Source organism: Psychrobacter jeotgali (assembly GCF_904846315.1).
GTDB lineage: Bacteria > Pseudomonadota > Gammaproteobacteria > Pseudomonadales > Moraxellaceae > Psychrobacter > Psychrobacter jeotgali.
Genome location: NZ_CAJHAF010000001.1, coordinates 1038575 through 1052549, shown reverse-complemented (window position 1 = coordinate 1052549; position 13975 = coordinate 1038575). Strand labels below are relative to the sequence as shown.

Below are 13975 nucleotides of genomic sequence, written 5' to 3'. Positions count from 1 at the left end.
CTTTAGAAAAACTAGTATGGCTGACAGATAGCTGATGATGGCTATAGGGCTTGAGCGCTGAGCATGCTACACTATGCCGACTCTAGTTTGGCTGTTTTGATGAGGATTATTGTCAAAGGTCAACTGCTTGTTTCTATTTACTTACTCAAAGCTCACTCTGGTGACTTTGCCATGTATGAATCTGTTATGAATAATGATGCTATGACCGAAAAAACATCGCCAAATACCGACTTACCTACGCCGCCTAAGTCTGAAAAAGACTTATCTGCTACCGATAACCTTGATAATCATCAACAAAATAGCGATCTATCAGCAGATGATGAGCTGCTTGAAAGCTCATTTTCTGATGAACTATTAGACGATATGGATGATATAGATGATGAGCCTAATGCAAGCTTGTCAGTAGCGGGACAGCCGGTACCTGTAATTATAGACGTGACTCATACGGTCACTGAAAATGAAGCTGGTTTGCGCATTGATAAACTGGCTTCAAAAGTGTTTACCGATTTTTCCCGAGCGCAGCTACAAAGCTGGATTAGTGACGGTAGCCTAATAAGTAATAGCACTACCCAAAAGCCCAAGCAACGGGTAAAAGCGGGTGATGTTTTGCATCTATCGACGACCTTACAGCAGCATAGTGAAGATCAGCCTGAAAACATCGCTATTGAGGTGGTTTATGAAGACCAGGATGTGTTGGTCATTAATAAACCGGTAGGCATGGTGGTGCATCCAGGTGCAGGCAATCAAACCGGTACTTTAGTCAACGCCTTATTATATCACTATCCACAGCAGCACCATCTGCCACGTGCCGGATTGGTGCATCGCATCGATAAAGATACGTCAGGACTGCTATTGATTGGCAAAACTAAGCCTGCGCAAATGGCACTGATGGCGCAGCTAAAAGACAAATCAGTCTACCGTCACTACCAGTGTATAGTCGCAGGCGATGCGGCAAGCCTTGGCCGTCATCGTCGTATCGATGCGCCTATTGGCCGCCATCGTAATCAGCGTACAAAAATGACCGTTATGACGGCTGGGCGTGAGGCGGTAACTCATCTTTTGGCTATTACGCCGCTCAATGATAGTTACTGTTTATTAGATGTAGGGCTTGAGACCGGACGCACTCATCAGATTCGCGTCCATTTGAGTCATATCACTCATCCTATAGTGGGTGATCGGGTTTATGGTGGTCGTCGCCAGTTGCGTGCAGGCTTAAGTGAAGCGCAGCGTCAGGCTATTCTGAACTTCCCGCGCCAAGCTTTACATGCCTATGAACTGGGTTTTGTACATCCGGTGACTGGTGAGGATATTGAAGTATCCGTGCCTATGCCTGAAGATATGCAGCAATTAGTAGCCGTGCTGAATGATGATTATGGCGCTGAGTAATTCTAAATGAGTGACGAGACCTATGCGATGAATGATAAACCTCCTATGGTAGAGCTGACTCAGCTGGGTGATGTGAATATCTTTCAAACGCTAGCTTGTACAAACCTGTCGTCTTTTAATGAGACAGCCTTTGATTCAGAAGTTGAGGGGTCGCTATCTAATGATCAGCCATTCAATATTACCGCGCAGACTAGTTACGGCGAGTTTAATTTAGGGTTACATGTCAAAGATAAGGCGCTTAAGGTCTTGGATAACCGTATGCGACTGCTGACCGCTATCAATGAGCAGTTAGCTTTACAGCAGCGTTTACCTATTAAGAGCTTGCACTGGGTTAACCAGGTGCATGATAAGCAGGTTTATGATATTGACCAGCATACGCCTAGTATCTATCCAGTAGATGCTGATGCGATGATTAGTCGTCAGGATCAGCTTGGCTTGGCAATCATGACCGCTGATTGCGTACCTATCGTTCTCTATCAGCCAGCAACAGGACAGATAGCCGCCATTCATGCCGGCTGGCAAGGACTGGCTTGCGGGATTATAAAAGCCACAGCCGAACGCTTTAACTCAGTAGGGCAGATAAAGGCTTGGATAGGCGCTTGTATCAGCGTTGATAACTATGAGTTAGGTTATCAGGTTCGAGAAAAGTTGCTGGCGGGCTGTATAGAAAATCAATCCTTATCAGCGGCCGCCATCCATAAATTTGATCAACTATTCTGTACAGCTGCTGATGTTGTGACGGCGTCTAGTCATACGAAATCCAGTTATCCTAAACCTGATTATTTACATAAGGCAGTTGATAATTTTGCAGATAGCGCTAAAGTAATCGTTAAAAATAAAACTATAGACAGCTTATTCGTAACTGAGCGCACAACTGAACGCACAACTGAAGACAAGATCAAGCTAGATTTGCCTAAGTTGGCTGCTTATCAACTACAGAGTGCTGGTATAAATGTGGGTAATGATGACTATCCTTGTAGTTATGCCGATCAGCGTTACTATTCTTATCGTCGCCAAACTCATTTACAGCAGTCAGCCACTGGACGTATGGCACTGATTATCGTGCGTAGCCCAGCTATCTAATTCCTAACCTTTTACTTATTGTAGAGTTCGTATGAATACATCCGCATCACCTTCACCATCTAAATCTATTGCAGATCCAGCGCATGGGTTATCCATAGCGGTCGTTTATCATAGTAACTATGGTCATACCAAGCGTGTAGCCGAAGCGATTGTTACAGGGGCGCGCCAGCAACTACCAGAAGCGCAAGCTCGAGCAATCGATATTTATGATGTGGATTGGGATTTTTTGGATCAGGCTGATTTGTTGGTTTTTGGCAGTGCTGTCTATATGGGTAGTGCTACTGCTGAGATAAAAACCTTTATGGAAGAAACCTCTAAGCGCTGGTTCCATCGTAAGTGGGAGGGTAAGTGGGCCGCTGGTTTTGCTAACTCAGGTGGCTTGAGCGGTGATAAGCTTGCAGTGCTGCAGCAGATATGTCTGTATGCTATGCAGCACGGTATGAACTGGATTGGCATGCCACTGATGCCTACAGGTCATGGGGAAAATGACTTAAACCGGGTGTCGAGCTTTTTGGGGTTGATGACTCAATCACTCAATGCGCCACCAGAGGAAACCCCGGGGAAAGGCGATATTGATACGGCTATTTGGTTTGGTAATCACTTAGCAAAAACCATTATCAAACATAGACCCGTCAGCTGAGGCTAATAACTACTATAAACCTGTAAATCATATAATCAAAATACAGAGTCATAATAAATAAAAACAGACGTCAATATTGGCGTCTGTTTTTTTGTGAAGCTGATAAATAATCGGTTGTTAGTGCTGCTTTAAATCGGCTTAGTTATAGCAGGTTTAGAGACTACAGGGATAGGGCTGTCAAAAAACTGAATAGATTGACACCCACTTAATAGCGTCGTCAAAACAAGGGTATAAATAAAGGCAAGAGTTTTCATGATCGCTCTCAGTATGGGATGATTCTGCATAAAATAAAATGCCTACAGCATGAATTATACGCTATAACGTAACATTGTAGCTGGGTATATCGCTCGCTATATTACTACTTCAGTAAATGATAATGCCCTTAAATCCACTTTATCCTATATCGAACTATAGCCTACAAGTCAACAGGCTTACCGAGTCATAAGCTGAGAATGATTTATTGTTTTTGTAAATAAATTGGATAGATACGTTAAGAATCTAGCAATAATCTAGAAATAGTTTAAAGTTGTCTTTTATAAAGCAGTATTTTTCTTTTATCAAATAGTCTAATTTTTTATTGTTTGCTAGACTATTGTTTGCTAGACAAAATTAAGAAAAAACAAAGCTAAAAATTAAAACATAACCACGCTGCCAGTTATACGAGGATATTATGAAGCCACTTTATATGGTGCTATCGATGCTTGCTATCGGTATCACTTCCAGCGCCGCGATGGCCGAAGGAGCGAGCGTTCCCAGCGCCAGCTTACCGAATGTAAGCCCAGCCAATAGTGATCTAGTCAATAGAGGGGCGTACATTGCACGTGCTGCTGACTGTATGGCCTGTCACCGCGAAGATTATACCGGTGGTACCGCTATTGAAACCCCAATGGGCGATATTTATGCTACTAATATCACCCCATCCAAACGCTACGGCATTGGCAATTATACCGAAGCTGATCTAAAGAATGCTTTACAAAAAGGCCGAGCTCCCAATCATATGCTTTATCCGGCCATGCCTTATCCTTCTTATAATGGTATGACTGATGAGGATATCAGTGCGCTATTTGCTTATTTGCAGACGGTGCCAGCGGTTGATGAAAAACCTGAATACGAAACCAAATTACCTTTCCCATTTAACTTCCGTTTCCTTATGCTGGGTTGGAATGTGCTCAACCTTCCCGCTAATGAGAATCGTGAAGGTTTAAGTGCGACCGAGCAACGCGGTGAGTACTTGGTTAACAATCTTGCGCACTGCGGTACTTGTCATACCCCTCGTAACAGTACTATGGGCGTTGATGATAGTAAGTATTTAGCCGGTGCTCAGTTAGGTACTTGGCATGCGCCTAATATTACTTCTGATGAATCCAGTGGTATTGGTAGCTGGAGTGAACAAGATATTGTTACCTATTTGCGTACGGGTGAGCTTGATCAGCGCGTCTTCGCTGGCGGACCTATGGGAGAGGTAGTTGCTCATAGTACTCGCTTCTTGGAAGATGAAGACTTAGGGGCTATTGCTTCCTACCTAAAAGCGGTTCCTGCTATCCAAACTGATGATAAGGTTAACGTTGCCGATGTATCAAGCCTGAAAAGACCGATAAATGAGTCTATTACCCATGATCTTATCGCTCAAAAAGACTATTTAGCGCAAGCAAAAGCCAATGTGGATAGTAGTTCTCCGGAGGGATTGTACCTTGCGGCATGTGGTAGCTGTCACGGAGTCGATGGTTATGGTCAGCCTGATGCACGTTATGCACCTATCGTAGGATTAAGTAGCATCCGCCGTGATAACCCGGCTAGTTTGATTAACGTTATTCTGCATGGAGTTGATGGGGCAACGAATACCAGTCCTATAATGCCAGGGTTCTCAGATGAGCTAGATAGTGCCCAGATTGCTGATATTTCCAACTATGTTCGCGTTAATTTCGGCGGTCTTGCTAACAGTAATGTTAGTGCTGCTGATGTTGATAGTGTGATATCACCTCAAGATCAACGACCTTTCTTAATTAAGTATGCCGGTATATTAGCCACCCTTGGCATCATTGCTGTGCTGCTTATTATCGGTTTGATTATCTGGAATATGGTACGCAAGAAACGCACCCATTAATTTGAGCGGCTTTAAAATTTAATAGTGTTTACAAATGATTTTAGAGCCAATCATTAGACCAATAGAAAACTGAGTGGACTCTATAGTTATAAGAGATACTTATAAAAGAATATTTACTAGAAATTACTCATAATAAAATTAAGGTTAATGACAAAACAATAAGCATTTGGACTGAGGATATCGTGTTTAGCCCTCTAAATGATACTAAGACGACCAAGCTAGAGATAATAAAGTCTGTGTTTATTGATCATTATTAAGTCATACCAAAAGGACATTAACATGAAAGATATGCTTCAATCACCTACGCGGCGCCAACTGCTCTCAATGATCGGTAAAACTGCTGGTGCCACGGCTATGTATCAGGCGATGACCACTTTAGGCTTCGCATCAGAATCGACTTTTACCGAAGCAATGGATTTAAAAGGAGCGCCTCCTGGCGCTAGTATTATTGTTCTAGGTGCGGGCCTTGGAGGCTTGACTGCTGCTTACGAGCTGCGTAAAGCGGGCTACAATGTAAAGGTACTAGAATATCAAAATCGTGGTGGTGGACGTAGCTGGACACTGCATAGCGGGGATAAATATACCGAGCTTGGCGGCTTAGAAGTCACTTGTGATTTTGAAGAAGGTAACTACTTCAATGGTGGACCATGGCGTCTCCCTACTCATCACTATGCAGTATTCCATTATTGCAAAAAGTTTGGTGTGGCTATGGAGCCTTTTGTCCAAACTAATAACCATGCTTACTTGCATCGTAGCACTCACTTTAATGGGGCACCGCAGCGTTTAGGTGATGTAAGAAGTGATGTGCGTGGTCATGTCTCGGAGCTGTTATCAAAAGCGGTTAATGTCGGCAGTTTGGATCGCTCGGTCAATAATGAAGACAAAGAAAAGCTACTTGAAGGCTTAAAAGGCTGGGGTGTACTCGATAAAGACTATCGTTATCGCGCCTCTGAGGCGACTAGTGCACGCCGTGGTTATAATGTCTTTCCTGGGGGCGGTTTGATGCCAAACTCTGAGCCTTCTAAGCCATTACCACTAGATGAGCTACTAGATTCAGGTATGTGGGCAGACATTTATGCTAACCATACCTTATATGAGCATCACCCTACGATGTTCCAGCCTGTAGGTGGTATGGGTAAAATCGGTGACGCTTTCACTCGTGAATGTAGTGATATGATTGAGTTCAACGCAAAAGTAACTAAGATTAATCAGGACGAAACTGGTGTAACAGTAGAATATGTCGATGCCAATAATCCTGATGGAGCAGTTAAGAGCGTTCGTGCCGACTGGTGTGTCTGTAATATTCCTCTTACCGTGCTGACTCAAATCGATATCAATGTCTCAAAGCCCATGAAACAAGCCATGGCTGCGGTACCTTATGATACTTCCTATAAAGTAGGTTTGGAATTTAATCGTCGTTTCTGGGAGGAGGATGAGTGGATTTATGGTGGAGTGACCTATACCGATATGCCTATTACCCAAATCGCTTATCCATCAGAAGATATGTTTAAAACAGGTACAGGTGTGCTGCTAGGTGCTTATGGCTTTGGCGCAACTTCTTATAAATTTAATACTTTGACGCCCCAAGAGCGCATTGATGTATCACTTGAGTATGGTAAGTACATTCATCCTCAGTATCCAGAAGAATTCCGTACCGGAACGTCGGTCGTTTGGCACCGTATACCATGGACGTTAGGTTGTTATGGTATTTGGAACCAATCTAGACGTGAACAGCATTACGATACCTTATGTAGTATTGATCATCGTATCGTATTGGCAGGCGAGCATTGTTCGCATATTCCTGCATGGCAAGAAGGCGCTATTTTATCAGGCTTAGATGCTGCCAATCGCTTACATAAAAAAGCAAAGATGCTAGGTTAATGTAAAGTAATATTTTATAGCAATAAAATTCCATTTTATGATAAAAATTCATATAAAGATAAAAATTCAGAGGCTATCATGGACAATATAACCATGGAAATTATGAAACCCAAGGCACTTGCTATGATATTGCTAAGTGTCGTTGGTAGCGCTACGCTATTAGGCTGTAGTCAAACAGACAAAGATGCAGAAACACTGGCGAGTAAACAAGAAGCGATACAGGAGCCAGACTATCAAGCGAGTCGTAACACCGGTGCTTGGGGCGCTGTCTATATGACCCGCGAAGAGCTTCGTGATCCAGAGATGAACATAGTTGATCTCAGCTCCTTGCCAGACAGTATAGCGAATGATCCCAGTCTTACAGAATGGGAAGCAAAGTTTGAAGGCACAAATGCCTTTGTAACTACTGACGGTAAGAAGCTATATCATGACTCTTGTGCAGGTTGTCATATGCATGAAGGTGAAGGTGCGTTTGGGGCAGGTTACTATCCGCCGCTGGCTAATAATAGTAAAATGCAATCTAAGTCTTATGTTATAGATATTCTTATTAATGGCTTTCGTGGTATGCCTGCCTTCCATGGCATGATGAATAATGAGCAGATAGCTGCCGTTACTCAATATGTGCACAGTGAGCTTAATGACTTTACCGACACTGTCACTGCGGAAGATGTAGCAGAATTACGTCATGCAAACCCACCATCGTCAGCCACAGATCCAACCCAGTAAAGCTTGCGGATAACAGCAACCTATAACTATTGAGGTAATGTCCGAAAATACTTATTTGACAGTGAAAGAGCGCCCGATAAATTATCGGGCGCTCTGTTGTTGCGGTAGTATATTTATCAGTTATTTGGGGTTTGGTGACCATACAGGAGAACGGATGATGCCTTGTCCTGATTTGCCAAATGCTTTGCCACCAGCGAGAGACTTGATGGTCAATACGCCTTTACCGCCTTGGGTTGAGGCATAGACCACGCGCTTGCCATTAGGGGAGAAGCTTGGCGCCTCGTCAATACCAGTGTTACCCAGATTTGCGGTGACTGCGCCGCCGCTGTTCATAACCGCAGCTGAACGCCCGCTTAAAAAGGCGATTTGGGAGCCATCGCTACTGAACTGCGGACTGGTGGCATAGCCGCCTCTGGAGACTTGGGTAGTACGCCCTGAGCCAAATTCGTAACGATAGATCTGCGGCTTATTAAATCCAGCTTTGTCAGAGACAAATAAGAATGACTTGCCATCAGGCGCATAGCTTGGCTGTACTTCACTGCTGGGCCAGTTAACCAGCTTCCTTAGATTACCACCGCTGGCATTTATCTCATAAATTCCAGCGCTACCCTCAAAGCTACTAGAGAACAGTATCTTGCTGCCATCTGGCGAAAAAGAAGGACTTAAGTTACTGCCTTTATAAGGGGTGATAACATTAGCGCCGCCGCCACTGATATTTTGTACATAAATGACCGGATAGGACTTTTCGCGCTGCACCGCATAAGCGATACGGGTGCCATCTGGTGACCAGGCGGGCGAGAAAATAGAACCTTGGACCTCAGTAATGGTTCTGGCGTTTTCGCCATCAGCATCCATGACTTTTAGACGAGAGACTTTATTATTACCAACGCCAGTCTCTTCGATATAAGCGATACGGCCTGAGAAGTCTCCGGGTGTGCCGGTAATAAGCTCGTAGACTTTGTCAGCGATGACGTGAGCGGCATAACGCATGCTCTGCTGGTTATTATCTGCGCTGAGGGTTTGCTTGCCTTCGATGACTTGACCTGACTGAACATTGATCACTTCATAATCGGTAATAACTTTACCGCGCTCGGTACGAGTATTACCAACGACCAGATAGGGGATGCCTAAGTTTTGCCAGACCGGTAATGTTCCTGTCAGCTCGCTACTACTACGCGGCTGCTGTGGTAGACTCTTGTTAGTAACCGTCAGCTCGGTTTGGCTTAAGTCGTTTAGGATAATAGGAGATAAAACGGAATCACCCGCAAAAGGCACAAAAGCGACTTGGTTTTGTTGTCTTGGCGCTACCACGGTCACATCAATTTCCATCGGCGCTGCCGTAGCCGTATAAACGGGTACTAAAAACAGTGAAGGAAGTAATAATGCCAGTGGAGTTAGATTCAAAGTAGAAGGTAAAGACAGCTTCATATAGAATATCCTAGCGTGGATACGCGTTGATGATTATGTAATTTAATAATTACTCAATACTATAGCAGATTAGGGCGTGTTGCTTTCATTTTATAGCTATCATTTAACGGTAACATTAACCACTAATTCCCTAAACGCATTAGGATTATTTAGGTCAATAGGCAATGGGCTAGCAGCAAAAGCAGCTCTTTCGGCGGCGGCATTTACCTCCGGATTAGCACCGCTGGCTTTGGCGGATAGCACTGCTCCTCGTGCGTCTAGTTTGAGTAGTACTCTAGCAGTAGTCCCTTGGGTGTTTTGCGGTGCATTAAGGTGTTGCTGAATCTCTTCGGCTATTCTATTCTTAAATTCTCCAGTAGAACGGTTGGGACTGCCGCCGCTAGCTGTATTTGATACGGTGGACTCGCCCGCTGTTATGCTGATACTCTCGCCAGTACTACCAGAGCCTGTATTAATTTCTATATTACGATCATTTCTAGTAGGCTTCTCAATCCTAGGAGGATGGTTTTGCAGCTGACGAAAAGACTCTAGCTCCTCACGTTTTTTATCTAGCTCTTGTTGCTTATCTTGATCGACCTGACTACGCTCTTGCTCAGTAGTCGCATCTAATTCAGCGGCCAATCGGGCTATATTACGTTCGTATTCTTCTGATTGCTCAAGCAGCCTCTGTTGATGCTCTTTAGTTATCATCAATGATCGATCCGCAGGCTCATCAAAGCGTGTAAATACCGGATCGTTTGGTGGGTACGACTGAGTGATACTTTGCTCACTACTATTATTAGTAGGTTCGGCGGTTGCTGAATTACTGCCACTAGCCGCTTGCGTAGCCGCACGATTGGCTAATATCAGCGCTTGCATTTCAGCCAATTCACCTGGGGTCACCATAGTAGTTTCGATGCTAGCTGGAGTTTCTAATTCAGGCTGCTGATAGGTGTAAATCAATAAACCAAGCACGATGCCATGCGCCAGTAAGCTCAATAAGGTAGGTAAAGTAATACCATTACCTTCAGGCTCAGTAGGGACATAGACGGCAGGCGCTTGTTTCATTGGTTAGCTACTCAGAGGCGTAATTGATCAAGTTAAAGTGTTAATAATAAGGTGTTTTACAACCATGTTGTTTAATAGCTGTAGGTTGTTATTATAGCTGCGGAGTGGGTAGGGGCGCACCTGTTAACAGGCCTACTTTTTGGATTCCGGCTTGCTGTAAGTTAGCCATCAATGACATGATTGCGCCATACTGATTGTTTTGATCCGCATTAATCATAACTTGCAAAGGTTGCTGGCCATTCATACTACCTTGTGCTTGCAAGTTTGACAGAGTATCAATCAACTCAGGTTCGCTGATAGGCATGTCTATATTATTTTCATAACTAATAAAAATCTCACCGCTACTGGTTAAAGAGACAATAACCGGCAGCTGGTTTTGAGCCATGCTATTGGTTTGCTCGCGCGGTAGATCAACATCAACACCCGTGGTTAGCATCGGCGTGGTGACCATAAATATCACTAGCAATACCAACATTACATCGATATAAGGTACGACATTCATATCGGCATTAAGCGGTTTTTTCTGGCGCTGATAAGGGCTTGGTCTCATATTATAGCTCCCTGACTTGACCAGTCTCAGGGCTGTTTTTCATACTTTTCTCTACAATGCTAGTTTCTCTTGGCAAACTAGCTTGCGTGCTGGTCTCCCGTTGTAGCATGCCGGTCATCTCATCACAGAACAATGCCCGTGATTCATACAGTCGCCCTGACTTTGCGGTAAAATGGTTATAAGCCAGCACCGCAGGAATAGCGGCAAATAGCCCCATTGCTGTGGCAATCAGAGCTTCAGCAATACCAGGCGCTACTGAGGCTAATGTTGCTTGCTCGGTTTGTGATAGTCCTAAAAAGGCATTCATAATACCCCAGACCGTCCCAAACAAACCCACATAAGGGGCTACAGAGCCAATACTAGCGAGCGTCGCTATGCCTGCTTCAAGCAACTGTTGCTGCCGACCCAGACCTACGCGTAGCTTACGCTCAACACCGTCGATGATATCGTCTTTCGGTTGTCGTTTCTTATGCATTCTTAGATATTCAGAGAAGCCAACATAGAATATTTGCTCAAGCCCTTGACGGTCGGGTGAGCCTTGCACCCCTTGATACAGCTTTGCTAAATCCTCGCCCGACCAAAACCAAGTCTCAAACTGCTTATCAAAGTTTTTAGCCGTACCCAATCTTGCACTAAGCCGAAAGATAATAACCCAACTGATTAGTGATGCTAGCAGTAATAGTCCCATAACAACTTGTACCAGTAGGCTGGCTTGTACAATCAGGTCAAGAATATTTAATGATTCAGGCATTTCATGGGCTCACTGACAATTAATAATGATTAACTCAAATAATAAAATAAAAAACCTTGAAACTTAAATTTAATATTCAGCAAAAGCTTATAGATAGCTATGGCTATAATTGCCAGCATATTATCATTCAAAATTAGCTAAGGGCAAGATTTAGAAACGATTATACTAACTTAGGGGAGGGTTAAGTAGTAAAAGATTATTTATTAACAGTCAGGCTAGGGTAGCCTGCTATTTTTCGGCATGAATATCTATTATTCTTAGACTGCTACTGATAATAATGAAGTATTGCTAGGCATTTGTCTCTTATTAGTAGTGAATAACCAGGAGAAAGCCTTATCCAGCGCTTAGCAATTGAATTAATAGCTCAACTTCTTTAAAATGTGCACCTTTATTACTGTAGCTCTCCAATCCAAGATAATGCCATTCCCCTGCTGAAGTCTTGTTTATGCTTCGGTACTTGCAGTATTCTCACCAGTCAGTCGGAAACGTCACTTATGAACGCAATCGAACGCTACTTCGGTATCAATGGTAGTAATACCACTGTTAAAACCGAGATTCTCGCAGGTCTAACCACTTTTTTGACCATGGCTTACATTATCTTTGTAAACCCTAACGTATTAGCAGATGCTGGGATGGACAAAGGGGCTGTGTTCGTAGCCACCTGTTTAGCGGCTGCGATAGGTTGTTTTATCATGGGGATTTACGCCCGCTTGCCCGTAGCTTTGGCGCCCGGAATGGGTTTGAACGCCTTTTTTACTTATGGCGTAGTATTGGGTATGGGTTACACTTGGCAAGCCGCACTCGGCGCGGTATTTCTATCAGGTGTTATTTTTGTACTTTTGAGCTTATTCAAAATTCGTGAATGGATTATCAATGCCATTCCTATGAGCCTGAAACAAGGCGTGGTCGCCGGTATCGGTGCGTTTTTGGCCTTTATCGCTATGCAAAGCTCAGGCGTAATTGTTGGCCAAGATGCCACCTTGGTCGCACTTGGTGATATGAAAGCTTTTTCACCTATGATGGCATCTTTAGGGTTTATTGTTATTTTGGGGTTAGCCTATAAAAAGGTCCCAGGCGCAGTAACTATTGGTATTTTACTGATCGCTGTTATTAGCTTATTAATGGGTCAGACCCAGTTTACAGGCGTGATATCTACTCCGCCATCTATAGCCCCAACATTTATGCAGCTTGATATAGCGGGTGCATTCGATGTAGGTATGATCAGTGTTATTTTTGCCTTTTTATTCGTAGATTTATTTGATACTACCGGCACTTTATTAGCGACTACCAGTCAAGCTAAGCTGGTGGATAAAGAGGGTAACATTCCTAATATTGGTCAAGCTTTATTGGCGGATTCGACGGCAACGGTCGCCGGCTCCGTATTAGGGACTTCATCAACCACCAGTTTTGTTGAGAGTGTGTCAGGTATCGCAGCAGGCGGTCGTACTGGACTGATGGCGGTGACCGTTGGGGTGCTATTCTTACTTAGTATGTTCTTTGCGCCGCTAGCAGGTATGATTCCTGCTTATGCTACCGCTGGCGCTATCTTTTACGTAGCCGTATTGATGCTCGGCGTGCTAAGAGATATTGATTGGCAGGATTTGACTGAAGCTGCGCCGGTCACCGTGGTATTGTTATTCACGCCTTTGACTTATTCTATCGCTGATGGTATTGCGCTGGGTTTTATCACTTTTACTGCTCTGAAGTTTATAACGGGTAAATTCTCTGACATTACCATCGCAGTATGGGTATTAACGATTGTTTTATTGGCAAAGATTGTATTCTTATAGACTTCAATCAAAGTCAGTTTTCTAAGTCAAAACCCTCTTTACTTATCGATAGGTAAAGAGGGTTTTTTTATTAACGACAATAACTTATCAAATGGGTTTTATATATTAACTCCACTATCCTAGATACAGGATAGCGTTAGTTTGTAACGCTCTTTCATGATAGTATTATGAGGTTAAGCGCATCACCTCAATCAACGCCGTAGAGGTTTTTCTTACAGTGAATCAACTATGACGTCATATTATCCCTATATTATATAAAGTCATATCCGATCACAGATTTGGTTTTTAAATAGCTCCTTGCTAGCATTAAATGCTTGAATGGTCATTAAATGATGAACTATTATCAAGTTGTTATCGAGCTCAAAGCCTGCTGATCATACTCCTTTCACTATTAACAAGAAGAAGGCACTAATGCCGCTTAGCTCTTAGTTGTTGCCTTTGTATTGTTAACGTAGCCCGTTTGAAACTCAACGACCTAGTTAACCGTTTCTAGCTTATGCTGGATTTGCTCGTTTTGTAATGGCGGCGTTTGCTTTTTTATTATACCCAAAAGCCTTAACGCCCCATTTATTATGCTTTTAAAACGATA

11 protein-coding genes are annotated in these 13975 nt (G+C 43.5%); 7 read left to right on the top strand and 4 right to left on the bottom strand.

Features of this window, described 5'->3' with window-relative positions; all coding sequences use genetic code 11:
- Window positions 1-363 precede the first annotated feature (363 nt).
- The 6 genes from JMX18_RS04260 (at window position 364) to JMX18_RS04235 (ending at window position 7820) form a co-directional block, all read left to right on the top strand.
- Window positions 364-1386, top strand: a complete 1023-nt coding sequence (locus JMX18_RS04260; RefSeq protein ID WP_201588216.1) for an RluA family pseudouridine synthase — start codon at window positions 364-366, stop codon at window positions 1384-1386.
- Between the two features lie 6 nt (window positions 1387-1392).
- Entirely contained in the window at window positions 1393-2469 is a 1077-nt protein-coding gene (locus JMX18_RS04255; RefSeq protein ID WP_227674553.1) for a polyphenol oxidase family protein, read from the top strand.
- A gap of 31 nt (window positions 2470-2500) precedes the next feature.
- A complete protein-coding gene (locus JMX18_RS04250) occupies window positions 2501-3109 on the top strand; it encodes a flavodoxin family protein (protein ID WP_201584773.1) in 609 nt (202 codons plus the stop codon).
- 670 nt (window positions 3110-3779) lie between these two features.
- A complete protein-coding gene (locus JMX18_RS04245; RefSeq protein WP_201584772.1) occupies window positions 3780-5213 on the top strand; it encodes a cytochrome c in 1434 nt (477 codons plus the stop codon).
- Between the two features lie 279 nt (window positions 5214-5492).
- The gene (locus JMX18_RS04240; RefSeq protein WP_201584770.1) at window positions 5493-7094 is read left to right on the top strand and encodes a flavin monoamine oxidase family protein; all 1602 of its coding nucleotides are present in this window, start codon (window positions 5493-5495) and stop codon (window positions 7092-7094) included.
- Between the two features lie 78 nt (window positions 7095-7172).
- Complete coding sequence (locus tag JMX18_RS04235; protein WP_227674552.1) at window positions 7173-7820, top strand: c-type cytochrome; 648 nt, start codon at window positions 7173-7175, stop codon at window positions 7818-7820.
- Window positions 7821-7940: 120 nt separating this feature from the next.
- Here JMX18_RS04235 and JMX18_RS04230 read toward each other — a convergent pair whose 3' ends face one another.
- From JMX18_RS04230 to tolQ, 4 genes are all read right to left on the bottom strand, one after another.
- Complete coding sequence (locus tag JMX18_RS04230; protein ID WP_201584768.1) at window positions 7941-9248, bottom strand: PD40 domain-containing protein; 1308 nt, start codon at window positions 9246-9248, stop codon at window positions 7941-7943.
- A 99-nt stretch (window positions 9249-9347) separates the two neighbouring features.
- On the bottom strand, window positions 9348-10295 hold the full coding sequence (locus tag JMX18_RS04225) for a TonB C-terminal domain-containing protein (protein WP_201584765.1): 948 nt from the start codon (window positions 10293-10295) through the stop codon (window positions 9348-9350).
- Window positions 10296-10386: 91 nt separating this feature from the next.
- Window positions 10387-10845 carry a protein TolR gene (gene tolR, locus JMX18_RS04220; protein WP_201584764.1) on the bottom strand — a complete coding sequence of 153 codons (459 nt, stop codon included), beginning with the start codon at window positions 10843-10845 and terminating at the stop codon, window positions 10387-10389.
- 1 nt (window position 10846) lies between these two features.
- The gene (tolQ, locus tag JMX18_RS04215) at window positions 10847-11596 is read right to left on the bottom strand and encodes a protein TolQ (RefSeq protein ID WP_201584762.1); all 750 of its coding nucleotides are present in this window, start codon (window positions 11594-11596) and stop codon (window positions 10847-10849) included.
- A 494-nt stretch (window positions 11597-12090) separates the two neighbouring features.
- Between tolQ and JMX18_RS04210 the strand changes: the two genes are divergently transcribed.
- Window positions 12091-13386: an NCS2 family permease gene (locus tag JMX18_RS04210; protein ID WP_201584760.1), complete on the top strand. Its 1296-nt coding sequence runs from the start codon at window positions 12091-12093 to the stop codon at window positions 13384-13386.
- The last annotated feature ends 589 nt before the right edge of the window (window positions 13387-13975 follow it).